26 protein-coding genes, 4 tRNA genes and 2 pseudogenes are annotated in these 23,841 nt (G+C 54.3%); 13 read left to right on the top strand and 19 right to left on the bottom strand.

The annotated features are described in order from the left end of the window. Positions 1-20: 20 nt before the first annotated feature. From htpX to ACEPAJ_RS13860, 3 genes are all read right to left on the bottom strand, one after another. The gene (gene htpX / locus ACEPAJ_RS13870; protein WP_425915430.1) at positions 21-896 is read right to left on the bottom strand and encodes a protease HtpX; all 876 of its coding nucleotides are present in this window, start codon (positions 894-896) and stop codon (positions 21-23) included. Positions 897-1,044: 148 nt separating this feature from the next. Further along, positions 1,045-1,497 carry a hypothetical protein gene (locus ACEPAJ_RS13865; RefSeq protein WP_274089514.1) on the bottom strand — a complete coding sequence of 151 codons (453 nt, stop codon included), beginning with the start codon at positions 1,495-1,497 and terminating at the stop codon, positions 1,045-1,047. A 4-nt stretch (positions 1,498-1,501) separates the two neighbouring features. After that, the gene (locus ACEPAJ_RS13860; RefSeq protein WP_425915428.1) at positions 1,502-2,713 is read right to left on the bottom strand and encodes a pyridoxal phosphate-dependent aminotransferase; all 1,212 of its coding nucleotides are present in this window, start codon (positions 2,711-2,713) and stop codon (positions 1,502-1,504) included. A gap of 400 nt (positions 2,714-3,113) precedes the next feature. On the opposite strand from ACEPAJ_RS13860, the gene msrB reads away from it, so the two are divergent. The 3 genes and pseudogenes from msrB (at position 3,114) to ACEPAJ_RS13845 (ending at position 4,595) form a co-directional block, all read left to right on the top strand. Beyond that, complete coding sequence (gene msrB, locus ACEPAJ_RS13855) at positions 3,114-3,515, top strand: peptide-methionine (R)-S-oxide reductase MsrB (RefSeq protein ID WP_425915426.1); 402 nt, start codon at positions 3,114-3,116, stop codon at positions 3,513-3,515. A gap of 125 nt (positions 3,516-3,640) precedes the next feature. Then, positions 3,641-4,125, top strand: a pseudogene (locus tag ACEPAJ_RS13850) (glutathione peroxidase). After that, complete coding sequence (locus tag ACEPAJ_RS13845; protein ID WP_425915424.1) at positions 4,122-4,595, top strand: MarR family winged helix-turn-helix transcriptional regulator; 474 nt, start codon at positions 4,122-4,124, stop codon at positions 4,593-4,595. The pseudogene ACEPAJ_RS13850 and the gene ACEPAJ_RS13845 overlap by 4 nt, the downstream one beginning before the upstream one ends. Here ACEPAJ_RS13845 and ACEPAJ_RS13840 read toward each other — a convergent pair. Further along, on the bottom strand, positions 4,571-6,883 hold the full coding sequence (locus tag ACEPAJ_RS13840; RefSeq protein ID WP_425915422.1) for a response regulator: 2,313 nt from the start codon (positions 6,881-6,883) through the stop codon (positions 4,571-4,573). The two genes, ACEPAJ_RS13845 and ACEPAJ_RS13840, sit on opposite strands and share 25 nt — an antisense overlap. Before the next feature lie 98 nt (positions 6,884-6,981). Here ACEPAJ_RS13840 and ACEPAJ_RS13835 point away from each other — a divergent pair, with 98 nt between their 5' ends. After that, positions 6,982-7,875 carry an ATP-binding protein gene (locus ACEPAJ_RS13835; protein ID WP_425915420.1) on the top strand — a complete coding sequence of 298 codons (894 nt, stop codon included), beginning with the start codon at positions 6,982-6,984 and terminating at the stop codon, positions 7,873-7,875. Continuing rightward, entirely contained in the window at positions 7,868-8,350 is a 483-nt protein-coding gene (locus ACEPAJ_RS13830) for a GAF domain-containing protein (protein ID WP_322950010.1), read from the top strand. The genes ACEPAJ_RS13835 and ACEPAJ_RS13830 overlap by 8 nt, the downstream gene beginning before the upstream one ends. Before the next feature lie 58 nt (positions 8,351-8,408). Here ACEPAJ_RS13830 and ACEPAJ_RS13825 read toward each other — a convergent pair whose 3' ends face one another. Together ACEPAJ_RS13825 and ACEPAJ_RS13820 are read right to left on the bottom strand one after the other, a co-directional pair. Then, on the bottom strand, positions 8,409-9,071 hold the full coding sequence (locus ACEPAJ_RS13825; RefSeq protein ID WP_322950013.1) for a glutathione S-transferase family protein: 663 nt from the start codon (positions 9,069-9,071) through the stop codon (positions 8,409-8,411). A 52-nt stretch (positions 9,072-9,123) separates the two neighbouring features. Then, on the bottom strand, positions 9,124-9,891 hold the full coding sequence (locus ACEPAJ_RS13820) for a hypothetical protein (RefSeq protein WP_274089523.1): 768 nt from the start codon (positions 9,889-9,891) through the stop codon (positions 9,124-9,126). A 222-nt stretch (positions 9,892-10,113) separates the two neighbouring features. On the opposite strand from ACEPAJ_RS13820, the gene ACEPAJ_RS13815 reads away from it, so the two are divergent. From ACEPAJ_RS13815 to ACEPAJ_RS13800, 4 genes are all read left to right on the top strand, one after another. After that, a tRNA-Glu gene (locus ACEPAJ_RS13815) sits at positions 10,114-10,189 on the top strand. 38 nt (positions 10,190-10,227) lie between these two features. Next, positions 10,228-10,303 (top strand) — tRNA-Gly (locus ACEPAJ_RS13810). A 42-nt stretch (positions 10,304-10,345) separates the two neighbouring features. Continuing rightward, positions 10,346-10,421: transfer RNA gene (locus ACEPAJ_RS13805), tRNA-Glu, on the top strand. A gap of 27 nt (positions 10,422-10,448) precedes the next feature. After that, a tRNA-Gly gene (locus ACEPAJ_RS13800) sits at positions 10,449-10,524 on the top strand. Between the two features lie 110 nt (positions 10,525-10,634). Here ACEPAJ_RS13800 and ACEPAJ_RS13795 read toward each other — a convergent pair. Beyond that, positions 10,635-11,045 carry a PA2817 family protein gene (locus ACEPAJ_RS13795; protein WP_322950016.1) on the bottom strand — a complete coding sequence of 137 codons (411 nt, stop codon included), beginning with the start codon at positions 11,043-11,045 and terminating at the stop codon, positions 10,635-10,637. Between the two features lie 75 nt (positions 11,046-11,120). Next, positions 11,121-13,568 carry an acyl-CoA dehydrogenase gene (locus tag ACEPAJ_RS13790; RefSeq protein WP_425915417.1) on the bottom strand — a complete coding sequence of 816 codons (2,448 nt, stop codon included), beginning with the start codon at positions 13,566-13,568 and terminating at the stop codon, positions 11,121-11,123. Between the two features lie 152 nt (positions 13,569-13,720). On the opposite strand from ACEPAJ_RS13790, the pseudogene ACEPAJ_RS13785 reads away from it, so the two are divergent. Beyond that, positions 13,721-14,221: pseudogene (locus ACEPAJ_RS13785) on the top strand (transglutaminase-like domain-containing protein); the annotation flags it as partial. Positions 14,222-14,308: 87 nt separating this feature from the next. Beyond that, complete coding sequence (locus ACEPAJ_RS13780) at positions 14,309-14,515, top strand: carbon storage regulator (protein ID WP_425915415.1); 207 nt, start codon at positions 14,309-14,311, stop codon at positions 14,513-14,515. Positions 14,516-15,961: 1,446 nt separating this feature from the next. Here ACEPAJ_RS13780 and ACEPAJ_RS13775 read toward each other — a convergent pair. From ACEPAJ_RS13775 to ACEPAJ_RS13765, 3 genes are all read right to left on the bottom strand, one after another. After that, positions 15,962-16,183, bottom strand: coding sequence for a hypothetical protein (locus ACEPAJ_RS13775; RefSeq protein WP_425915414.1), 222 nt, complete (start codon positions 16,181-16,183; stop codon positions 15,962-15,964). Between the two features lie 81 nt (positions 16,184-16,264). Then, the gene (locus ACEPAJ_RS13770) at positions 16,265-16,891 is read right to left on the bottom strand and encodes a recombinase family protein (protein WP_425915412.1); all 627 of its coding nucleotides are present in this window, start codon (positions 16,889-16,891) and stop codon (positions 16,265-16,267) included. A 179-nt stretch (positions 16,892-17,070) separates the two neighbouring features. Then, entirely contained in the window at positions 17,071-17,289 is a 219-nt protein-coding gene (locus tag ACEPAJ_RS13765; RefSeq protein WP_425915410.1) for a helix-turn-helix domain-containing protein, read from the bottom strand. A 77-nt stretch (positions 17,290-17,366) separates the two neighbouring features. On the opposite strand from ACEPAJ_RS13765, the gene ACEPAJ_RS13760 reads away from it, so the two are divergent. Beyond that, entirely contained in the window at positions 17,367-17,960 is a 594-nt protein-coding gene (locus tag ACEPAJ_RS13760; protein WP_425915408.1) for a zinc ribbon domain-containing protein, read from the top strand. Positions 17,961-18,416: 456 nt separating this feature from the next. On the opposite strand, the gene ACEPAJ_RS13755 is transcribed toward ACEPAJ_RS13760, so the two are convergent. From ACEPAJ_RS13755 to ACEPAJ_RS13745, 3 genes are read right to left on the bottom strand one after another with little or no spacing between them, the layout of a single operon-like run. After that, complete coding sequence (locus tag ACEPAJ_RS13755) at positions 18,417-18,707, bottom strand: hypothetical protein (protein ID WP_425915406.1); 291 nt, start codon at positions 18,705-18,707, stop codon at positions 18,417-18,419. 56 nt (positions 18,708-18,763) lie between these two features. Next, positions 18,764-19,078, bottom strand: coding sequence for a hypothetical protein (locus tag ACEPAJ_RS13750; protein WP_425915405.1), 315 nt, complete (start codon positions 19,076-19,078; stop codon positions 18,764-18,766). Further along, positions 19,078-19,599, bottom strand: coding sequence for a hypothetical protein (locus ACEPAJ_RS13745; protein ID WP_425915404.1), 522 nt, complete (start codon positions 19,597-19,599; stop codon positions 19,078-19,080). The genes ACEPAJ_RS13750 and ACEPAJ_RS13745 overlap by 1 nt, the downstream gene beginning before the upstream one ends. A 531-nt stretch (positions 19,600-20,130) precedes the next feature. Here ACEPAJ_RS13745 and ACEPAJ_RS13740 point away from each other — a divergent pair. After that, entirely contained in the window at positions 20,131-21,159 is a 1,029-nt protein-coding gene (locus ACEPAJ_RS13740) for an IS30-like element ISPa59 family transposase (RefSeq protein ID WP_153376404.1), read from the top strand. On the opposite strand, the gene ACEPAJ_RS13735 is transcribed toward ACEPAJ_RS13740, so the two are convergent. The 5 genes from ACEPAJ_RS13735 to ACEPAJ_RS13715 all read right to left on the bottom strand — a co-directional run bounded on the left by ACEPAJ_RS13735 (position 21,148) and on the right by ACEPAJ_RS13715 (position 23,308). Further along, positions 21,148-22,299 (bottom strand): hypothetical protein, encoded by a 1,152-nt coding sequence (locus tag ACEPAJ_RS13735; protein WP_425915402.1) that lies wholly within the window; start codon positions 22,297-22,299, stop codon positions 21,148-21,150. The two genes, ACEPAJ_RS13740 and ACEPAJ_RS13735, sit on opposite strands and share 12 nt — an antisense overlap. After that, positions 22,265-22,438, bottom strand: a complete 174-nt coding sequence (locus tag ACEPAJ_RS13730) for a hypothetical protein (protein WP_425915400.1) — start codon at positions 22,436-22,438, stop codon at positions 22,265-22,267. Before ACEPAJ_RS13730 ends, ACEPAJ_RS13735 begins: the two co-directional genes overlap by 35 nt. 74 nt (positions 22,439-22,512) lie before the next feature. Further along, a complete protein-coding gene (locus ACEPAJ_RS13725) occupies positions 22,513-22,713 on the bottom strand; it encodes a hypothetical protein (protein ID WP_425915398.1) in 201 nt (66 codons plus the stop codon). A 161-nt stretch (positions 22,714-22,874) separates the two neighbouring features. Next, on the bottom strand, positions 22,875-23,066 hold the full coding sequence (locus ACEPAJ_RS13720; protein WP_425915396.1) for a hypothetical protein: 192 nt from the start codon (positions 23,064-23,066) through the stop codon (positions 22,875-22,877). A gap of 116 nt (positions 23,067-23,182) precedes the next feature. Further along, positions 23,183-23,308 (bottom strand): hypothetical protein, encoded by a 126-nt coding sequence (locus ACEPAJ_RS13715; RefSeq protein ID WP_425915394.1) that lies wholly within the window; start codon positions 23,306-23,308, stop codon positions 23,183-23,185. Between the last annotated feature and the right edge of the window lie 533 nt (positions 23,309-23,841).

The raw sequence follows: 23,841 nt of genomic DNA, 5'->3' as shown, positions 1-23,841 counted from the left end.
CTTTTTCATTGCTGCTGAACTTAGCCGCGCTGGCGCAGGGCTTCGATGCGGTCTTCCAGCGGCGGGTGGGTCATCAGCAGGCCCGCCAGGCCGTGCTTGAGGCCACCGTTGATGCCAAAGGCCATCATGCTGTTCGGCATATTGACCGGCACTTCCTGTTCGGCGCGCAGGCGCTGCAGGGCGGCGATCATTGCGCCAGTGCCAGCCAGGCGTGCGCCGGCGTCGTCAGCCTTGAATTCGCGCTTACGCGAGAACCACATGACGATGATGCTGGCCAGAATGCCGAGTACCAGTTCAGCGAAGATGGTCGCGACGAAGTAGCCAATGCCCGGGCCGTCGTCTTCGTTTTTCAGGATCACTTTATCGACGAAATTGCCGAAGATCCGTGCAAAGAACATCACAAAGGTGTTCACCACGCCCTGGATCAACGCCAGGGTGACCATGTCACCGTTGGCTACGTGACCAATTTCGTGGGCCAGTACGGCGCGCACTTCGTCGGGCGAGAAGCGCTCCAGTAGGCCTTGGCTGACCGCTACCAGCGCATCATTCTTGTTCCAGCCGGTGGCAAAGGCGTTGGATTCGAAGGCAGGGAAAATGCCGACTTCCGGCATCTTGATCCCGGCTTCGCGGGACAGCTCTTCCACGGTCTGCAACAGCCATTGTTCATGACGGGTACGTGGTTGGGTGATGATTTCGGTCTTGGTGCTCATCTTCGCCATCCATTTGGACAGGAAGAGCGAAACCAACGAGCCGGCAAAACCGAATACACCGCAGAAAATCAGCAAGCTGCCGTAATTCTGCCCGGTAAAGCGGTCAACCCCGAGTAATTTCAAGGTGATACTGGCAATGATCAACACCGCAATGTTGGTGGCCAGGAACAGCATAATGCGCATCATGGTGTATTGAGACTCCTCACGGGAAATACCTATTGGGCCGCTGGAAAACCTTGTTTTGGCTGCTTTGCCTGGTTTTTCAACGACCTGCTAATTAGTTATGTCGGCTATATAAGGGCGCGCCCCCTGCCACTTCAACCCAGCGACTATTTCAAACTATGTCGCTTGCGCCGTTAAGCGTGCTTTCGAACAGCAGGCGGGTGAGGCGGGCGACGCGTTCGCCGTGGCGTTGCTCCAGCGCTTCACGCAGTTGAAACGCCAGTGTGGCATGCACGCGGCGCACGCTCGGTGGCAGAGCGTCGCCTGCTGGCAGTGCATGGGGCACGCCGCGTGTTAGGCGTAAAAAGCCCTTTTCGCTGAGTACGGCCTGGTCCAAGGCATCGTAGCCAATGGTTGAGTCGAAGCGGATGTAGCCTTCTTCAGCCAACCACAGCAGCGCGCCCAGGCAGCTTTGATGGCGCGGTGTGGGCAGGCCGAATTCGTCGGGTTCTTCACGGCCGATCAGGTCTTCGACATACAGCGCGGCTTTGCTCGGAAACGCCTGGTACAGAGTCAGCATGCCTGCGGCAGCATCCTTGTAAAAGTCGTCGATCTGCAGGTCCATGGGCTTACTGCTGGTAGGTTTTAAGGAAGTTGCCGATCCGGCCAATGGCCATTTCCAGCTCGTCCACGCGCGGCAGGGTCACTACGCGGAAGTGATCCGGCCACGGCCAGTTGAACGCGGTGCCTTGGACGATTAGCAGTTTTTCCGAGAGCAGCAGGTCGAGAACGAATTTCTCATCGTTATGGATCGGGCAGATTTTTGGGTCAATCTTCGGGAAGGCATACAGCGCGCCCATCGGTTTGACGCAGCTGACGCCTGGGATGTCGTTGAGCAGTTCCCAGGTGCGGTTGCGCTGCTCCAGCAGGCGGCCTTGTGGCAGTACCAGGTCGTTGATGCTCTGGTAGCCGCCCAGAGCGGTCTGGATCGCATGCTGGCTCGGCACGTTGGCGCACAGGCGCATGTTGGCGAGGATGTCGATGCCTTCGATGTAGCTCTGTGCGCGGTGCTTAGGCCCGGAGATCGCCACCCAGCCAGAGCGGAAGCCGGCTACGCGGTAGGACTTCGACAAGCCGTTGAAGGTCAGGCAGAGCACGTCTGGGGCCAGCGAGGCGGTGGAGATGTGCTGGGCTTCATCGTAGAGGATCTTGTCGTAGATCTCGTCGGAGAAGAGCACCAGGTTGTGCTGGCGCGCCAGTTCGACGATGTCCATCAGCACTTCTTTGGAGTACACCGCGCCGGTGGGGTTGTTCGGGTTGATCAGCACCAGAGCCTTGGTGTTCGGGGTGATCTTGGTCTTCATGTCGGCGATGTCGGGGAACCAGCCCGCTTGTTCGTCGCATAGGTAATGCACCGGCTTGCCGCCAGCCAGGGCCACGGCGGCGGTCCACAGCGGGTAATCCGGTGCCGGGATCAGCACCTCGTCGCCGTTGTTCAGCAGCGCCTGCATGGCCATGACGATCAGCTCAGAGACGCCGTTGCCGAGGTAGATGTCCTCGATGCCAACGCCTTCTACCTGTTTTTGCTGGTAGTACTGCATCACCGCCTTGCGCGCACTGAACAGGCCTTTGGAGTCGCTGTAGCCTTGCGCGGTCGGCAGGTTGCGGATTACGTCCTGCAAGATTTCCTCAGGCGCTTCGAAACCGAACGGCGCCGGGTTACCGATGTTCAGCTTGAGGATGCGATGGCCTTCCTCCTCCAGGCGTTTGGCGTGCTTGAGCACCGGCCCGCGGATGTCGTAGCAGACGTTGGCGAGCTTGTTGGATTTGCTGAACTGCATATTAAGTGATCCCGAATGGTGGAACGCCGCTGAGAGGGTGTTTACAAATTACTGCGCTCGGCTATGCAGCGTTGAAATCAGCCCGGGACGCGTCGTCTCAAAATGCTCATGTACAGCTTGTACACTCCGCTTTTTCGGCTGCTTTCGCCTTGCCTCGCCATCGCTCGTTAGTTTTGTAAAGACCCTCTGAATTACCCTGCAAAAAAGACGCGATTTGATGCGCCTTGGCAGGCTGTAACGCCGGTGACAGACTGGGGTCGAATGATACGTGCCAGCCCGACCTTGGCAAAGGTACTGGTCGGGCTTTTTTATGGCCTTTGAGCCATGACGGCCTGCCTTTGGCCGTTGTGATACGACGTTAAAAATCGCTCCCGGCGATTTTCTATTGAGGAGAGCTGCTGTGGACAAGCTAGAAAAACCCCTGGAAGACTGGCGTGAAACGCTTTCCGAAGAGCAGTTTCACGTCTGCCGCCTAGGCGGCACTGAGCGCGCCTTTAGCGGCCAGTACCATGACAGCAAGGTGCCGGGTATTTACCACTGCGCCTGCTGCCAGGCTGAACTGTTTGATTCGGATGCCAAATACGACTCTGGCAGCGGTTGGCCCAGTTATTTTCAGCCGGTCAGCAGTGAAGCGATCACAAGCCTGGATGATTTCAATCACGGCATGCACCGCATTGAGGTCAAGTGTGCCAAGTGCGATGCGCACCTCGGGCATGTTTTCCCGGATGGGCCGGCACCTACGGGGCTGCGCTATTGCATCAATTCGGCATCGCTCAAACTGGTCGCTAATACCGACGCCTGATCATCCTGCAGATAAACGATGCAGCTATGGCCCGCTATCAGCGGGCCTTATTTTGAGCAATTAAATTGCATGCAATCTAATTGCTCGCTACCTTGCTTGCACACCCACTCATCAGGACGACCCGCATGAGCAACGCACTCTTCGATATTCCCGTTACCACCATCAAAGGCGAGCAAAAGACCCTGGCTGATTTCGGCGGCAAGGCCGTGCTGGTGGTCAATACCGCCAGCAAGTGCGGTTTCACCCCGCAGTACAAGGGCCTGGAAAATGTTTGGCAGCAGTACAAGGATCAGGGTTTGGTGGTGCTGGGCTTCCCCTGCAACCAGTTCGGCAAGCAGGAGCCGGGCGATGAGGGCGCAATCAGCGAGTTCTGCGAGCTGAACTTCGGTGTGAGCTTCCCGCTGTTCAAAAAGGTCGACGTCAATGGCAGTGATGCCCACCCCTTGTTCGTCAACCTGAAGAAGAGTGCCCCGGGACTGCTCGGCAGCCAGGGCATCAAATGGAACTTCACCAAGTTCCTGTTGAGTGCCGACGGTCAAGTGATCAAGCGCTTTGCCCCACCACCAAGCCTGAAGACCTAACTGCCGAGATCGAGGCGCTGCTGAAATGACATCGCTCAGCCTGCACGCAGAGGAAGGCTTGCAGTTGGATAACCAGCTGTGCTTCAAGCTCTACGCGGCGTCGCGGGCGGTGATTCGCGCCTACAAACCGATGCTCGACCAGCTCGGCCTGACCTATCCGCAGTATTTGGCCATGCTGGTGTTGTGGGAATGGCAGCAGCAGCCACCCGCGTTGCCAACGGTCAAGGCGCTGGGTGAGCGCCTGCTGCTTGACTCTGGCACGCTCACGCCGCTGCTCAAGCGCCTGGAGCTGCAAGGCTTGGTGCAACGCAAGCGTTCGGTCAGTGATGAGCGTGAGGTGCACCTGGCGTTGACGCCCGCCGGCTGCAGCTTGCGTGAGCAGGTGCTGCCGCTGAAAAGCCAGCTGCTGTGCGAGCGTGGCGTCGACCTTGATGCGCTCGCCGCGCTGCGTAGCCAGGTGGGTGTGTTGCTCGATCAGTTTATGGCGCTTAACCACTGATCGAGCAGGGCTGCTAACTCATCTTTGCGGAAGGGTTTGGCCAGGTAGTCGTCCATGCCAGCCGCGCGGCAACGCTCGCGCTCATCGGACAGTGCGTTAGCCGTCAGGGCGATGATGGGCAGGTCCGTGAGTTCGGCTTTCTGGCGAATCCTGCGGGTGGTTTCATAGCCATCCATAACCGGCATGTTGCAGTCCATCAGGATCAAATCGACCGTCTGGGTTTCCAATAGGCTCAGGGCTTCTGCGCCATGATGGGCCAGCAGTACGTCGTAACCCAGTTTGCCCAGCATGCCCTTGGCCACCAGTTGATTGACCGGGTTATCTTCCACCAGCAATACGCGGGCCTGGTGGTTGCGATGCGGCTCGCTGGGTTGTTCGCGGGTATGCGCTTCGCCTTGCCCGAGCGTACGAAGTAAGGCCTGCAGCAGTGCCTGGCGTGACAAGGGGCGCGCGAGCTGTTCGATGGGGGCGAGTGCGGCCACCTGTTCGTTACTGAGAAAGTTGCCATAGGCGCTGACCAGCAGAATCGGCAGGCTGGAGTGTGCGCGCAGCTCACTCAGGCGCTGCGGGCAATCGCTGATAAACAGGTCAGCATCAAGCCTGTCCAAGGCGGCGTCGGCGTCCAGATGTTGATACTGCAGCCCCCAGCTGGGCAACACGCTTGCCAGTTGCTCGCTGAGTCCGGAGCTGGCTGGGCTGAGCCCGAGAATGCGTCCGTGCAGTTTTGGTAGCGTGACGGTGCTGCTTTGGGTGGGCAGCGGCAGCTCGACGCAGAACGTACTGCCAAAGCCTTCCTGGGTTTCCAGGCTGAGGCGGCCGTGCATGGCTTCGCACAGGCGACGTGTCAGGGCCAGGCCGAGGCCGGTGCCACCAAATTGTCGAGTGATGCCTACTTCGGCCTGGGCAAACGGATGGAAGATCCGAGTCTGGGCGTCTTCGGCGATACCGATGCCGGTGTCGCGCACAATGATCCTTACGCCGTCGGCCTGCGCCTTGACGCTAATGTCGACGCGGCCAAAACGGGTAAATTTCAGGGCGTTGGAGAGCAAGTTGCTGACGATCTGCCTAACCCGGGTCGGGTCGCCCAATACCTGGTTAGGCAGTTTGGGGTCGATCAGGCAGGTCAGCTCAACACCCGGCGCGGCATTCTGCGAAAGCAGGTTGGCGGTTTCTTCGACCATGCTGCCGAGATCAAAGGGAATGTGTTCGAGCTCCAGCTGGCCAGCCTCAAATTTCGACAGATCGAGAATGTCGTTGAGCAACTCGACCAGCACCTTGCCGGAGTTGTGGGCGATCGTCAGCTGCTGACGCTGTTCGTTGTTCAGTGGGCCATCCAGAGACAGCGCTAGCATGCCCAATAGGCCGTTGAGTGGGGTGCGAATCTCATGGCTCATATTGGCCAGGAAGGCCGAGCGCGCCTGCGCCATGTCCAGTGCCGTACGTTTGGCTGCTTCGAGCTCGCTATTGGAGTCGAGCAGGCGTCTGTTGGCGTCTTCCAGCTGCTTGGTGCGCGCCGAGACCGTGTCTTCCAGCTCTGCCAGGTAGCGGGTCAGGCGGTCTTCGGCGTGTTGACGTTGTTCTATTTCGCTGGCGATGCTAGCCAGTTGCCGATTGGTTACGTCGACCAGTACGCCAATTTCATCGCGCTCGTGGCCGGGTGGGTAGGGCAGTTTGCTGTGATGGGGGCTGCGCAAGTCACGCTCGCTGAGTGCGCGGATAAAACCGGTCAGCGGCTTGGTCAGCATGAAATAGAACAGCACCAGGAGGATCAGTGACAGCAGCAGGCTGCGGGCGAACCCGGTAAGCAGAGTCAGCAGTGAGCGGCGCAGGAAGTGGCTGCCGAATGCATAGGTGTCCACTTCAAGGCTCAGTATCCCCAGCGCCTCGGTGGGCGAGTGGCTGACGAATAGCGCCGTCTCGAAGTGTCGGCGTGGGCCGAAGATAAAGTCACTGAGTACCCGGTAGCGGCTTTCCATCGCAGGCCGGCTGACGCGGGCTAGGGTCAGTTGGTTGTTGTCGATGATTTGCGCGCTGATTACCGCGGGTGAGCGCAGCAGGCCCAGCACCAGCTCTTGGGCCAGCTCGGCGTCTATGTTGTAGGCGATGCGTGCCGCTGGGTTATGGCTGATTTCCATCAGCGCATTAATCTCGCGGTTGATGGAGGCGTCTTCGCTGGCATAATCGATACCCACTTGGAACAAGCTGAGCGTCGTGCCGAGGATAAAGGCTACCAACACGGTCAAGCCGGCCTGTTTGAATGACAGGCGTTGGGTTAGCGCTATATCCATATGAGCCGGTTGTCTCGTGTTGAGTTGCTTGCCAAGCATAGCCCATCTGCTTTGCCAGTCGGCAGTGGTTAAGCCGCTCGAAAACCCAGGAGTGTGTTGTGGATTCGCGATTAAGTGATTTTTTAGTGCGCGCCGATGCGGTGTTGGCGCGGCTGGAGCCTATATTGCCGGCGCAGCGGCCGGTGATCGATTGGCAGCAGAGTTTGGCCGCACGTTGGCAGCACGACGGGCGCAGCGGCTTTCTAGCGCCGCTCAAGGTCAATCTGGATGTGCGCCTGGATGATTTGATCGGGGTGGATCGCCAGCGTGCTCAATTAGCGCGCAACACCCAGCAGTTTATTCAGGGGCTACCAGCCAACCATGCGTTGCTCTGGGGCGCCCGAGGCACCGGCAAGTCATCGTTGGTTCGCGCGCTGTTGGCTGAGCATGCGGCAGCAGGGCTGCGCTTGATTGAGATCGAACGTGATCATCTGGCTGACCTGCCGCGTATCGTCGAGCAGTTGAGCGAGTTGCCGCAGCGTTTTGTGCTGTTCTGCGATGATCTGTCATTCGAGGCGGGTGAGGGCGATTACCGCATGCTGAAAACCGTGCTCGACGGCTCCCTGGAGCGTGCGCCGGACAATGTGTTGCTGTACGCGACCTCCAACCGTCGGCATCTGGTACCGGAAAACCAGAGTGATAACGAAAACTGGCAGCGGGTGGATGGCGAGTTGCACCCCAATGAGGCCGTGGAGGACAAGATCGCATTGTCCGATCGCTTCGGGCTGTGGCTGTCCTTCTATCCATTTACTCAGGAGCACTTCCTTGACGTCGTGCGCCACTGGGTTGAGGTGCACGCTGCCCATGCTGGCCTGAGCTGGCAGTGGGATGAAGCGCTAGAGAAGGCAGCGATTCGCTGGGCACTGGGCCGCGGTAACCGCAACGGCCGCTGCGCTTATCAATTTGCCCGTGACTGGGTAGGACTGCAATTACTGAGTAAGACTGATGATTGAGCTACAACCAAGCGAGCAGGGGCTCGATGACTACCCGTTTCTTGCTGCGCAGCTACAGGCTCTACTGGCCGGTGAGCGTGACTTTATTGCCAATGCGGCGCAATTTTCTGCGTTTTTGTTCCAGCAAATTGGCGACCTGAATTGGGCCGGCTTCTACCTGGTGCGGGGCGAGGAACTGGTGCTCGGGCCTTTCCAGGGTAACGTGGCTTGCGTACGGATCCCCTTTGGTCGCGGTGTCTGCGGCGTCGCAGCGGCGAGCGGGAACACGCAGCGGGTCGACGATGTACATGCCTTTGCCGGGCATATCGCCTGCGACAGCGCCTCCAATAGCGAGTTGGTGGTACCGCTGTTCAAGGGCGAGCGGTTGTTTGCTGTGCTGGATCTCGACAGCCCATCGCTGGCGCGCTTTAGTGCGGCGGATCAGGCGGGTATCGAGCGCTTGGCAGAGGTATTTGTCGAACTCACCGATTGTTGAGTCGGCGCAAGTAAAAAAGCCCGGCTTGGCCGGGCTTTTTGCTGTCTGAGGCTGGCGTTTAGGCTTTTACGGTCATCTTGGCGAGCATCTTCTGTTCGCTCGGCAAGACGCCCTGCACCGAGGCGCGCGCCTTGATTCGCGCGTAATGCGCGCTCAGGTTGGGCCAGCGTTCGGCGTCGAGCTGCTCACCACCGTGTTGCATGTTAATGAGTTGGCAGGTGAGGGCCAGGTCGGCCAGGGTTAGGCTGTCGCCGGCTAGGTATTCGGCTGCCCCGAGGGTTTTCTCTAGGTAGTCGAAATGAGGCGGGAGCTGCTCATGCATTGCTTTGTGGACGGCGGCCTCGTCGCTGCTCTTGCCCATGCTTGGCTTCAAGACCCGATTGCGAAATACGGTGAAGGTGCATAGCGGTGCCAGCTCGTAATCGGCATATTTTTCCAGCCAGCGTACCTGGGCGCGTTGTGCGGCATTTTCCCCGAGCAGGCTTGGGCGTTCTGGATGTTTCTCGTCGAGGTATTGGCAAATGACGCTGGAGTCAGCGAGGGTCTGTTCGCCGTCTTTGAGTGCAGGAATGCGCGCCAGTGGGTTCAGGTCTTTAAACCAGTCGGGTTGAGCGAACGGCAGGACGATTTCAAGTTGATAGTCCAAGGCCTTTTCAGCGAGCAGCAGGCGGACTTTGCGGACGTAGGGCGACAGGGGGGCACCGTAAACAGTCAGGCTCATGTGTGGCTCTCGTTAGCAGGGCGTTAGCGCTCAGGCTGCGCGCCGGAGTGGGTTAATCGTAGATGTTGTTCTTCTTCCATTCGTTCTCGCCCAGCGACTCCAAACCGGCGTCTAGTTCGCTGGGCTGCTCGGCAGCAGGTGTGCTGGTTTCCAGCACCATGGCATTGGCGCGGTCGAGCTGTTCTTGGAATTTCTTCAGGGTGGCTTGGTAAGGGGCTGGGTCAGGTTGTTTGCGCAGGTACTGTACGCCCCGCTCAAATGCTAGGCGTGCCTGGCCGGGCTGGTTCTTTTGCAAGGCTTGTTGGCCAAGGTTGCCAAAAAACTCGATATGCACCTGGGTCAGCATGTGCCGTACTTCTTTCAGCCAGTGCTTAGCATCGTTGCTGGGGATAATGCCGTCTTTGGCGCAACGGGTGAGCTGGCCATGCAGGTTCTCCAGCTGGAAACGCACATCCTTGGCCTTGGCTTCATTAATGATGGGTTGCGGCGGGTTGTTGACGGGAATCGACTCGCCCTGGGCGATCAGCTTACGCAGCTCTTCAGTGCGCGCTTTGAGGGTGCTATTGCCTTTCTCCAGCTGCAGCATGCGTTCACTGAAGTGCAGTTGCAGGCGGCTCAGCAGTAACTTCAGTGCGGGCGTCATCAGCTGGCCTGGGAGGGTTTCAGCGAGGTCGGTGCTGCGGCGCAAGCGATCATTGAGGTCGGCCTTGATGCGCGCCTTCTCCAGTTTGTTGTTCTCGACCATATGATTGATGTAGGCAATGATGATCAACAGACCGATGCCAGAAACAATCAATATGGTAATCACGAGTGGGGACATGGGTGCAGTCTCTCGATTACCGGTATTGGCCGAGTGTAGTGCCTTAGCGGTGAGGCTCATAGAGCAGCGGTGTTTTTGCAGCTGAAGTCTTTGATTTATAAAATTTTTTACATTGAGGTTGACGGGCCTGCAAAGGCTCAATAGAATGCGCGCCACTTCATAGCGCAATGCCAAACAGCAAAGCGTTTAGAAGCCGGATAGAAGTTGTAGTTTCCGGGCTGCGTCCCCTTCGTCTAGTGGCCTAGGACACCGCCCTTTCACGGCGGTAACAGGGGTTCGAGTCCCCTAGGGGACGCCACTTCTTTAAGAGGTGTGCTGCTTAAAACCAAGTTGTATGCGGGAATAGCTCAGTTGGTAGAGCACGACCTTGCCAAGGTCGGGGTCGCGAGTTCGAGTCTCGTTTCCCGCTCCAAATTAAGAAATTCTGCTCAGGCAGGGTTTCGAAAAGTTCCAGGTCCCCTTCGTCTAGTGGCCTAGGACACCGCCCTTTCACGGCGGTAACAGGGGTTCGAGTCCCCTAGGGGACGCCATTTTTGTTGTTGCTACATGCTGTAATTGCGGGAATAGCTCAGTTGGTAGAGCACGACCTTGCCAAGGTCGGGGTCGCGAGTTCGAGTCTCGTTTCCCGCTCCAAATAAACGAAAAAGCCGCTCACTGAGCGGCTTTTTTGTGTCTGTTATTTTTGCTGCGTATAAAAAAGCCCGCCGGTGATGCCGTACGGGCTTTTTGTTGCTGGTAGCGGCTTAGTGCGTGCCGCCCTGGGCAGGCATCGCTAGCAACTGCTTTTCCTGGTTCCAGTCGAAGGGCTCGTCGTTTTCTGCGGCGTAGAAGCGGCGCTCTTCAAGCGTCTGGTACATCTCGATTTCTTCATCTGGCATAAAGTGCAAGCAGTCACCGCCAAAGAACCACAGCAGGTCGCGGGGCACCAAGTGGGCGATTTGCGGGTAGCGCTGGAAGATCTGGCTGATCAGGTCCTGGCCGAGGTAGAGGCTGGCTTCGGGGTCTTCAGGTAGATCGCTGAGCAACTCATCGTAGCGCTCTAGGTACATGGCGTGGCTGTCATCGAGAATTTGCTCGGCTTCGCCCAGGGCCACCAGGATGGTGCGCAGGTGCTGGAGCAGGGCGAGGTGGTGGTCGATGTGAACGTTGGCCATGAGGCAATCCTGTAGGTAAAACGGGCGGCGCAGTATAAGCCCGGCGCCGCCCGCTGTCCTGATTGAGGTGTATCCCTAGCGCACCTTGCCAGGGCTGAGGGTCAACTCGTCCTTGGCAAAGTCATCGACATCGATCACCACACGGCGCGCCGCTTCTGCTTGTTGCAGGCTGTGTGCCTCCTCTGGGCTGAGAACGCCAGCGGCCAGCGCTGCATCAATCAGGCTTTGCCCGGGCTGCTCTTGCACCTGGCCTGCCTTGACGGCTTTGTGCAGCTTCTTCTGCAGGGGTTGTGTGTCCTGCAGCAGGTTCATCGCATATTGCAGAGCCCCCACTGGGTCCTGCTCGGCGTGTGGGCGATAGCAGCCTTCGAGCAATTCCTCGAGTGCCGGGTCACCGCTGTTGCGACCGGTAATGGCGGCGACTTGCGCATCCAGTTCGTCACTTGGGCCTTTGTGGCGACGTCCCAGCGGCAATACCAATAGGCGCAGCGTGCAGCCGAGCAGCTTGTTGGGGAAATTACTGAGCAGTGCTTCCAGTGCCTGTTCGGCCTTGCTCAGGCTTTCTTCCATGGCCCAGCGCAGCATCGGTTGCGAATGCTCTGGGTAGCCGAGGTCGTGGTAGCGCTTGAGCGCTGCTGAAGCCATATAGAGGTGACTGAGTACATCACCCAAGCGCGCAGACAGGCGCTCGCGGCGTTTTAGTTCACCGCCGAGGATCATCATGCTGGTGTCTGCGAGCAGGGCAAACGATGCGGCCAGGCGATTGAGTGCGCGGAAGTAGGGGCGGCTGACGCTATCCCCAGGCACTTGGCTGAAGACGCCAAAACCCAGGCTGAGTAGCAGGCTGCTGGCGGCGTTGCTGACGGCAAAGCCGATATGTTGCAGCAGCAGACCATCAAACTCGTGCAAGGCCTGATCTTGATCCTCATGGTTGGCCAGGGCCATTTCCTTGAGTACGTAGGGGTGGCAGCGAATCGCGCCTTGGCCAAAGATCATCAAGTTGCGCGAGAGAATATTCGCGCCCTCTACGGTGATAAAGATCGGCGCACCTTGCCAGGAGCGCGCCAGGTAGTTGTTCGGGCCCATGATGATGCCCTTACCGCCGTGCACATCCATGGCGTGGCTGATGCATTCGCGGCCGCGTTCGGTCAGGTGGTATTTGAGGATGGCCGAAAGCACAGAGGGCTTCTCGCCAAGGTCTACCGCGTTGGCGGTGAGGATGCGTGCGCTGTCCATCAACCAGGCGTTACCGCCGATACGCGCCAATGCTTCCTGGATGCCTTCGAAGGCGGCCAGCGGCACGTTGAACTGCTCGCGGATCTGGCTGTACTGGCCGGTGGTCAGGCTGGTGAACTTGGCCGCACCGGTACCGACTGCGGGGAGCGAGATGGAGCGGCCGACGGACAGGCAGTTCATCAGCATCATCCAGCCCTTGCCGAGCATCTCCTGGCCACCGATCAGGTAATCCAGCGGGATAAATACATCCTTGCCGGCGTTCGGGCCATTCATAAAGGCGGCGCCGAGCGGCAGGTGGCGACGGCCGATCTCAACGCCGGGCGTTTCAGTGGGCACCAGGGCCAGGGTGATGCCCAGGTCTTCCTCTTCACCCAGCAGGTGCTCGGGGTCATAGGCTTTGAATGCCAGGCCGAGCAGGGTCGCGACTGGGCCGAGGGTGATGTAGCGCTTTTCCCAATTCAGGCGCAGGCCGATGACTTCCTCACCTTGCCATTGGCCTTTGCAAATGATCCCGGTGTCCGGCATCGCACCGGCGTCGGAGCCTGCCAGTGGGCCGGTCAGGGCAAAGCAGGGGATGTCTTCGCCGCTGGCTAGGCGCGGCAGGTAGTGGTCACGCTGGGCGTCGGTGCCGTAGTGCAGCAGCAGTTCGGCTGGGCCGAGCGAATTGGGCACCATCACGGTGGAGGCCAGGTCGCCGGAACGGGTGGCCAATTTCATCGCCACTTGCGAGTGGGCGTAGGCGGAGAAGCCTTTGCCGCCATATTGCTTAGGGATGATCAGGGCAAAAAAGCCGTGTTGCTTGATATGCGCCCAGGCCTCGGCAGGTAGGTCCATTTGCTGGCCGATCTGCCAGTCACTGACCATGGCGCAGAGTTCTTCGGTCGGGCCGTCGATAAAGGCCTGTTCTTCTTCAGTGAGTTGCGCTTTGGGGTAGGCGAGCAGGGTGTCCCAATCTGGGCGGCCGCTAAACAGCTCGCCATCCCACCACACCGTACCGGCTTCGATGGCGTCGCGTTCGGTGGCCGACATCGGCGGCAGGGTTTGCTTGAACCACGTGAACAGTGGCGCGCTGAGTAGGCTGCGGCGTTGCTGCGGTAGCAGCAGGGGTACGGCGGCGGCGAGCAGTAACAGCCACAACACAACCATCAGCCAGGTTGGTGCGTGGCTGAAGAGCCCCATCACCAGCAGAAAACCTGACGTTATGCCCAGTGCAGGCAATGGCGCACAGCGGCGGTGAGCGAGAAAAGCCGTGCCAATAAGCAGGGCGAGCAACCAGAGAGCGAGCATGCAGAATCCTCCGTGATGATGATGTAGTTCAAGCACCATCATGAGCATAGTCGCCATAGATGGCGACAAGAGCGGTGAGCTTGGCCGAATCGTCGTGACATTGGCCGGTCTCGCGTCGCTAGACTGGTTCCTCAGTCATGGAGAAACCCCCGATGCGTGAATACCTCGACCCCGGCCGCTTCATCGATAGTGACCACCCAGCGCTGGTGGAGTTCGCAGAAAAGTTCCGTGGGGCCAGTCGCGACCCGCGCGAGCAGGCCGTCAGCCTGTACTACGCCGTGCGCGATGAGGTGCGTTACAACCCCTATGTGTTCAGTCGTGACCCTGAAACTCTAAAAGCCAGCAGCGCACTGCTGGCGCGGGAAAGTTACTGCGTGCCCAAGGCCGCCTTGCTTGCCGCCTGCGCGCGGCATTGTGGTATCCCTGCACGGATTGGCCTGGCCGATGTGCGCAACCATCTGGCGACTGAGCGCCTGCTGGAAATGCTGCGCAGTGACGTATTCGCCATGCATGGTTATACGGAGCTGTACTTGGATGGTCGCTGGGTCAAGGCCACGCCGGCGTTCAATCAGGCGCTGTGCCAGCTGTTTAATGTGGCGACGCTGGAGTTTGATGGCCGCACTGATAGCGTGTTCCACTCGTTTAACCAGCAGAAAGCGGCGTAAAGAATATGGGGTTCTGGCGTCCTGCCTGAATACGGCTAACCTCTTTCCTGATCACCACAAATCAAGGAGAGAACCGTGGGTAGACTCATGCTGACAAGGAAGGCAGAACAGGGGCTTCGACTCACCATCAAGCCCGAGCATCTAGACAACATTAGTGACCTGATCCGCAAGGGCATCACCGTCACCATTTCCGAAGTCACCAGAGAGGGAAAAGTCAGGATTGCCATAGAAGCACCTGACAGCGTTCTTATCCTGCGTGACGAGTTGGAGTTTCTGACCTAACCCCCGCTGAGAAAACAGAGCGTGTTTTGCAGGCATAGTCGTCCATTGCTCTGTAGGTAGTTACGGGTCAACTCGGCCAGTTGCTGATCTTATTCGACAATAAGAATGTGCCACGACCAATGCAGCACAGCGGGCTACTCGCAGAGTTAAAACGGTTGGCCACATCAAGGTCATAGAGACAGCAATACGCATGCTGCATCTCGGACATACCACTAGATGTAGTAGTTCTGCTAGTGAGACCGGCCACACTTGCAAAACAGGCGGAAAAAGCACGTTCAACACCGACGAACGGTTTATCAGGGACAGCACCAGCAACTACGGGGGCTTGCGAAAGTTACCCCAAAGTAACCCATAGTCTTATCCACAGGCGCGAATAATTTATCGGCTTGCCTTCACCCCTACACCGCACTATCTTGTATCCCCAGCGCGATAAACACCTACATATTGGGTTTTAGCACCAAGAATCACACTAAATATGGGATTTTTAGTTTGCTACTACAGCTTGTCGGGAGTGTTTGCGGGCTGTGCTCTGCTGGCTCTTTTTTGGCTGATATTTGCTGTTACTATGCGTTAACCGCCGTATGTCACCAAGCCTTAAAGCTAAGACCTATTTAGTTGTGTTGGCGGTTTAACGGCGTCAAAACACCGTTTAGCTATACAGGGCAAGGAGCCTTAGAACCTGCAAGGAATGCAGAGAGAATTCTTATGGCAGCTATTCAAGGGCCAAAAGAAAACCCTGCCCCGTAAAGGGCAGGGCATCACGTCGACTCGGAGCTAGTCCCTGGAAGTTCTGGACTCTGAGACGACACGTTAACCACCGCCAGAGGCATAAGGTTAAGCGGTCTGAAGTATAGGTTCACACCATAACGTAATACAACATCGTGTTTTAAAACGGTGATGATCAGTGTGTACCGGCCTTATGCCATGGCAATTTCCGAAAGGAATGCACCGTGCGTAAACCACACAGCAACACCCGCCGTACCCGTCGTAGCAGCCCGCACAGCCTTAGAATTGTGCACGTTGATCCCTACACCCGTTTCCGTTTTGGGCGGTGGGAAAGCGTTTGTGAGCACTGGAGAAGTATGCCAAGGCAGCTTGCCTTCGACTTCTAGGGTAGTGTGACAATGGGGCATGGATGCCCCGCTTCTACATCCTGAGGCTACCTGATGGTGGCCTTTCTTGTTTTCTGGATATGGAAATATGGCAAGCATTCTGGTGCTTACACCTGCGTGATAGCAGACCTTTTAAGCCTAGGTAGATATGAGATAAATTCTCATCTACCAAATAATAAAATATCTAGCCCTAGTGCTGGTGCTGCCCCGTAGACACACCCTCAAACCATGCTTTGAGTGGGGCTGTACTGCTCTATTTGAGGCATTGTGCCTTGCTTGGTGAGCTGTAAAGGGTAAACAGCCCCAATTAAAGGGGGCTTTCATATTGGCTTGCTCACTTTATTTTGCGGGGCTTTCCCTGATCTTCCATCAGTTCAGCAAACTGAGTCCATGTGAGGGAGTGTTTGTTCACATGGTTTCCTGACGGTACCCATTCAATATTGCCCTTGCTTATGAGGATGGTGCCAAGCTTGCCGCCATCCTTCTTCACTTCTATTTCTACATCCTGGTGCTGCACCAGCTTGGATTGAAGATTGATTTTTACTTCGTGAGCCATAGCGCTTTCCCTTGCGGATTTAATGTCATCCGATCCTACCTCCCATGATGGCATTTAGGAAGTACGCCAAGGGTGCGGACATCAGGAGCTTGAGGGGATAGATTCTCGTTTGACTCGATACACTGTCGCGACACCTACACCACACAGCTTGGCCACTTGATCCATGGTTAAGGTGGGGTTGCCTAGATGCTTCTGAATCTCATCCCACTTCTTATGGTTCTTGGTTTTGCCACCGACCTTCTCGCCACGAGCTTTCTTCTTTTCTAAGCCCTGCTTGATACGTTCAACGCGCTTCTCTTGGTCAAGGCGTGCCATGGTGGCCATGAGGTCAATCAGCATGCTGTTGATCACTCGCATGATCTGGCCAGTTATTCCTTCATCATCAATGAGCTGGTGAGAGGTTGGTAAATCTGCCACTACAAGCTTTAAGCCCTTTGCTTCGATGATCGCCTTGAGCTTTGCCCAATCAGCTTGAGATAGGCGAGACAGGCGGTCTACAGACTCAACTAGAAGCACCTCACCGGCCTGAGCAGCATCAAGCAAAGCATTTAGAGCTGGGCGGTCTAGTTTGGTGCCGCTGATGTTCTCGGTGAACGTGCTCTTAACAGAAAGGCTGTGATCCTGGGCAAACTGCTGAAGGGATACTAGGGCGCGTTCTGCATCCTGATCCTTGGTAGATGCTCTCAGGTAGAGGTGGGCTATCTGCATAATCCGCAATCCTATCGTTTATGACTGTTATCGATAGTCCAATGATAATCTATCATTTAGCTTTCTGCGATTAATCAATGATAGGAGGCGACAGACGGTTATCAGTCTACTGAATAGCTAGAGCTAAACGATAGGTATCAGTCCACGTGCTGGGTGGAAGCGGGATGCTGAAGAAAGAGCTATAAACCTTCGAACAAAGTAGACAGCTCAATACCCAAGGCATCAGCGAGAGCCTTGATTGCATCCAGGCTGGGGTTAGCGCCACCTGTCTCTATCCGAGACATGTAGGTGCGGGCAAATCCGCAATGATCTGCGAAAGCTTCTTGTGTCATGCCGGTGGCAAGACGAAGCTCACGAATGCGAGTACCAAAGCGTTTGCGTAGTGAGGGGGAGGACATACCCCCATGCTCTAGTGATGTGATCTAATCGTGAACACACTAATCGTGACATTACTGGATTGAAGGAGAGTGCCTGGATGGCTCTAATTGACTGCTATGAGTGCGGTAAAAAGATCAGCAGCACGGCACCAGCATGCCCAAGCTGCGGGGCACCATCCAAGGCGGACAACCCCAAAGGCCGTGGTGAGCGTATTCCTGCAAACCTCAACCCTGTTAAGAAGCTATTCGTCATTGTGTTCTGGTGTGTCGTTGGCCTTGTAGTACTGGGCCTTATTGCCAGCAAAGGGAAGCACACGCCCAAAGAGAAGACCCTCGAAGAGCAAGGCATTTATCTTGATAGCTCAGCCAGCTATGCCGCTGTAGATGCTCAGGTGGGTTGCAGTAGCAATTTCAGCGATGACAAGAAAGAGGATTTATTCAATTCCAACTACCGTAACCGGTGGATGGAGTGGCAAGGCGAAATCACATTGCTTGAAGCTGGTGAAATGTCCCTGAACGTAGACGGGAAAGGCACTCAAGACCTGTCTGTGAAATTTGATGACCCGTCTGCTGGTTACGATCTAAAGAAAGGCAGTCTAGTGACCGTAAAGTTTCTGATGACAAGAGCCGGGGGCTGCTTTCTTCCGTTCTCTGGTGAGCGTGCAAGGGTAGTTAATTGGCCTAAAAGTTAAGGGCATTGCACAACTCGCTGACGGGGCTGCCGATTACAGATAACCGACTCAAGTCTGATCAAACGTATGTGGTGCTCTTGCTTGAGCTGGTCTATCTCTCTGTCGTATCCCTCACTTATTTGGTTTATCCGCTGATGAGCCATCACGTCAGTGGCTGGCAGGGGCTGGGTGACTTGGTACAAAAGGAAGAGTGCGTACACTAGGGTCATAAAAGTGAGTAGGCACAGCGAATTATTAAAGAAATTGAGCATATGGGAATTATTCCTATTTTAAATGTCTGTAAATTTGAATGATGGTGCTAAATTTATAAGGTAGAAGCATCCTGCTTAACAGATAGTGTGCTAAAACCTGATAGTATGGGGCTATAGACGTGCTACAAATAAAGACTCATTGTAGATACCTTCAATACTGACAATAATTGGCATGTTAAAGCAGGTTTTAGTTAGTTAAATTGCTTTACATCAGTCGGTACTGCGAGTACGCCAGCTTGTAGCTTTCAAGTTCCTCAAGCGTGGTGTGTGTGGCATTGCGTGGATTTGCGTACAGCAGACGTGTAAAGGTCGGGAAGACTCCTATATCAAACTGTTCTTCGATGAGCCCTAATGGAAATTCTGTAGAGAGTGTAAATTCTACAATGTTATCCGTGTGCTGTTTCTGGTCGAAGTATTCCGGGTTGAAGACTCGCTTGATGTAGTCCGTAGTGTTCGGAATGTGCGTTGTACTTACCCAAAGCCAAATGTAGAACATGTTGCTCCTTATTTTTGTGTGTGAAAGGGGTTGTATTTCAAACCCCTATCGGTAGATTACTTGTATTTAGATTTCAGAAGAGCCATCACGCCATTGAAAGCTGGTGATGGTGTTTTCTCTTTAGCTTCTTGAGCTTTAGCAATCTCACTCTTTGTAGAAGCAAGATTCTTTTCGATAGCTTCTTTTTCGGCTTTTACTTTCTTGATCTGAGCTTCAACGCGGTCAATCTCAAACCTGAGTGCATCCATACTCATCTTGCCCTTTACAAGAATAGTTTGAATGTCTGTAGGGAGGGATTGCATCGATTTACTGAAGTCTTGAATAGTGCCTTTGCCGGCTGCTTTATCCATTAGCACTGTTAGAAAAGACATTACTTAGCCCCCAGCTGCGATTGAATAAACTTCTCGGCTTGTGCATGAGCTGCCGCTAATGTTTTAGAATCCTTGTCTTCTTGAATCTTGCGCTCTTTAGCTTTCTTTTGTTCAAATAGCTGAGTAGTAAGAAGCTCGATCTGCTGTTGATTGAATGCCTCAATATCGGCCTTGTACTGCTGTTCTACATCAAGATCAGATTGGGTTAGTAGTACGTCGATTTCTTCTTGTGGGCGATAGAACGTAATGCTCCAGTGAGCTGGGCTGTGGCTTGGACTATCAAAAGGAAAGATAGGAATTCCAGCAACTGCCATTTCACCGACATAGGCAAGGAACTGTTCAAAGTTATTGAAGAATTGACGCTCTGCTGCTGCTGGGTAAATCCATCGGCCTGCACCGTAATCAGAAGATTGATAATGTCCTTCCATCACTGTGTTGCGAGCTTCGGCCTGAAGGGCTTCAAGGTCAGATTGATTGAATTGCTTAGCCATCTGAACGTGCTGCTTAACTTGGTTTGTCATTGTGTTTCCTCTTCTTTATTTAAATTTGGGCTATGCACAGGATGCACAAAGCCCGGTAGTTTGATTATTGCTAATCAAATTCTGTTTGTTGTTTAGATTGTTGGTTGTCTGAAAGCCTTATGGGAGTAGGCTTAGAGTTAGTTAAATGTACATATTTACATACTACCTATTGATTAAGCATTGCACTTAAAATGGTAGTGTTTGGAGCCAGCTATCAGAACTAGAAAGATGTGTGTGATTATCGTCTTCTACCTGAATGTTGTACTCGCTATAGTCGTATTGGTAGTAGTCACGATTCTGTATATCAGCTTGGTATGCCTGCAAGAAGCTAGATGCTTTGGCGTTATTGCTGATACGGGCCAAGGCTGCGCTGTCTACCAGACCAACAAGATTTAGAGCGTCTTTTACCTTTGGTACGTTGGATAGAAATTCTTCTACCTCTTCTTTCAGATAGCTGAAGTCTGTGTATGTCTCATGGCGGCGGCAAAAACTGAGTGCAACACCTGACCTTTCCGGTACGGTGCTGCCCCTATGTCTTATTCCGAACTCAGCGTTGAAGAACGCGCCACCATTCAAATCAGCCGTGCCCAAGGGTTCAGCCTGCGCAAGATTGCTTGCTTGATCACCCGATCCCCTTCGACCATCAGCCGGGAGCTGCGCCGCAATCGAGATGTCTGTGGTGGCTACTCGGCCCGCATGGCCCAGCAGCAGATGCAGGCCCGCCGCCAAGGCTGTCGACCGAAACGAAAGCTGTTGCCGGGTGGTGAGCGCTTTCAGTTGGTGGCCCATATGCTGCGCGAGCGTTTGTCTCCCGAGCAGATTGCCGGCAAGCTGCGCAGCATGAACATTCCCAGCCTCAGAGATGCATACGTCTGTCGCGAGACGATCTATAACGCCATCTATGCCTTGCCGGTCGGCGAGCTGCGTAAGGAGCTGATCATCTGCCTGCGCCAAAGTAAGACGACGCGCCGGCCGCGCTCTGGCGGCGTGGATCGGCGTGGCCAGATCCCCGAGATGGTCAGCATCCATGTGCGCCCACCGGAGATCGAAGACCGACTGATGCCAGGGCATTGGGAAGGCGATCTGATCAAGGGCAAGGCCAACGCCTCGTCTGTAGGCACGCTGGTAGAGCGCACCAGTGGCTACCTGATGCTGGTAAAGATGAACGACGCGACGGCGACCTCGGCGATGGAAGGCTTCAGTGCAGCGCTCAATGGCATGCCGCTGGCGATGCGCAAGAGCATGACCTACGACCAGGGCCGAGAAATGGCGCGGCATGCTGAAATCACCCAGCAGACCGGGGTGGCGATTTACTTCTGCGATCCGCATAGCCCTTGGCAACGCGGCAGCAACGAAAACATCAATGGCCTGATCCGCCAGTACCTGCCCAAGGGCACGGACTTGTCGGTACACAGCCAAGAAGAACTCGACGCTATTGCACTGCAACTGAACATGCGACCGCGTAAGCGCTTCGACTTCAAGTGCCCCATCGAAGTTATGGGTGAGGTGATGCAGAAGGCCATGGCTATGCGGCATGATGCTCCAGCTTCAATTCAATGACCGTGTTGCACTCAGCTCCTGCAACCGCCCATCGTAAGCAGGAACGCCATTCTCTGTTACTGTAAGCGTGTCTACTTGCAAATACTTGCGCAGAGTGTTGGTAATCAATGCTCTATCAACATCTGCCCCCTGGAGAGTGCTGAATGCTGTAAAACCTATGAAGTCTCGGAGCTTACCCATATCTTTATTAGGCTTGGCTGTCAGTGGGTTAAATTCATAATACCAGCGGTAACTTGTTGCGGTGATGCTGTCTAAGCCGTGTTCGCCACGTTGTTGGGCAAGATACTGGGCTACAACACGAACAGCGGCAGATACAAATAGGTAATCGTCTTTCTTTTCTGTGTCATAGCTGGCGAAGCGTTCAAGCTCTTCAAGGTACACGACAAGGCTACGGCGAGCTGTAAGCTTGATGTTGTAAACGTCTTTCTCTGTTAAGTCAGCCTCAAGATTCATTAGAACTTGTGTTCCCATCTTGCGAAGATCAGAGAGCGGGAGAGTGTTGTTCTCAAGCTTGGAGATTCTTTCAGCAATTACAAAGCGATTGGCCTTGGTAATCTTATTGGCCTTGGCATAATCAGTGAGCTTAGAACCTAGATACTTTTGAATCTTTGCAAATACTTGCTTGTCGGAATCGTCTTTACCTACTCGCCACTTTGGTAAAAGCTTGTTACTACGAATGCTTAAACCAGCGCCCTTATACGATTTTGTACCCTGTACCTGATTTGGTAGGCTGCCACCGATGAAAAGGTTCTTGTGGTGGAGAAGACCTACAGAGCCATCACCGGATACGGGGGATATGTGGCACAAGTGAAATTTACTTTGCTTCTTGTCTGAATCCCAGCCGTAGCACTTGTATCGGCGGTTGTAGACTTCAAAGAGCTTTTCTAAATCTACGTCTTGCAGAACTTCTACTGTGCCAGCTCTGCGACATTCCCGAGCAATCCATAGCCAGTTATCAGAGTAAGGAATCTTTTCTATTCGCTTGTTTGCGGTCTTGATAGAGCGGGCTTTAGAGCGGCAGGAAGGGCTGCAATAATGTGTCTTGCTGTAGCGGGTGGTAGGGTAGCTGGTGCTGCATACTGAACAGATGTAAAAGCGTTCAAGCTTATTCTTGTTTTTGTTTGTCTCGATGTTGGGCATAAGTAATTGCCTCCTGGGAATGATGAGTGCTGATAAAGCTGATAAGTAGATTGTTGAGGTGTGTGGGATTATTTACCCCTGTCTCATCAAGTAGCTTGAGGAACTGTTCTTCTGCTTTTCCTGTAATGGCTAAGCGCATTTTGATAACTCCTTAAATTGTTGGAAGCCTGATGTACACTGGGCTGGAGTGAGTTAAATGTACAAGATTACATACTACTGGCTGTTTAACTTCGCAAACTCAGACTTTAGCTGTTGAGTCACTAGCCAACTTTCCAGCAAATCATTCATTAGAAACGAAAGAGAGGGTTTGTCTGTACTTTGAAGCTCTTCATATTGACGAATAAAATTATTATTCATCTTAAGCCGTACGGTTTTTATGATGCGTTCGCTACCATCTTTCAGATAATCACTCATTCTTACTTTTCTCCACTTCAGTTACATATTCATCAAGCAAATCATTCAACAGAAATGACAACGTAGGTTGATGATGTGAGTCTGAAAAAACAATGTTGATTCGATCTAGTAACCGAGTGTCGAGGTAGCATCTAAAAGATTGGAATGGGCTTAGCTCACCGTTACTCAGTTTGCGCATTGTCTGCATTCTCCTTTGCCTCTTTGATTAGTTTGTTCACAATCTCGCTTGGGGTGGTTCCCTGATTAATGCTGGTGCGGTGAAGGTGGTGTAGATTTTCCAAGCTGACTAAAAGTAGTTCTTTAGAAAACACATCATTTCCTATGTGTAAGTATTCGTTGCTGGTATCTCTCATTATTTATTTCCTTATGAATTTAGGCCGTAAAAGGCCGTTAGCCTAAAGTGGCTATGGTTGTATGGGTTATGGGGTGATCGTTGAAAAGAGGGGGTAAAAACTTAACAAACAATTGTTTATTGATTGGCTTCTAAAGTCTCTTTCGGCGTGTCTTTGTTAATGCTGTCTAAAAGCTCTTGTAAGCTCTGTAGTGAGGCGTTATCACTGGTGCCATAGGCTAGGGTGGTGAAGGTATCAATCATCGCTCTGCGCTTTCTGTGGAGGCGGCAGCGTAGTGTGGATGGTGCGGGTGTATTAGTTACTGGTCGTGCCATTTTGTATTTCCTTTTGTTGTAGTTGGTTGTAGTGCGTGACAAGTTCAGCCAGTGACCAATCTTGTTTCTTGCGTAGTCGTGCAGCTTTTCCGTGACAGGAAGCACTACAGATATTTTTGTTGGCCCGTTCTGTAGTCATTGGCGAACCACAGACGAGACAAGCTCTTTCGACAAGTGCCATTTGTGGCCCTCCGTAATGTTAAAAACGATAAATAAGAATGTTTATGCAAACAAAAAGCTCAACACACATTCCAGCCCTGTGCCTGAAATAACCCAATGGGAATATGTGTGAGCTATAACAAAGCAGTGCTTGTACAAAGCTTTGGTTTAGGGTGCTGGTGCTGGAGAAGAAGGCCAGCAGTCAGCGGGGGTTGCCAGTGCTTTTGATGTGGTGGAGGTGAACCACGCACTGACAGGAACAAGAAAGAACAATGATTACAGCGTGAGAAGCAAAAACGCCC

The organism is Pseudomonas sp. GWSMS-1 (assembly GCF_049847425.1).
GTDB lineage: Bacteria > Pseudomonadota > Gammaproteobacteria > Pseudomonadales > Pseudomonadaceae > Aquipseudomonas.
The sequence above is the reverse complement of the archived record's forward strand: the minus strand, read 5'-3'. Positions and strand labels throughout refer to the sequence as shown.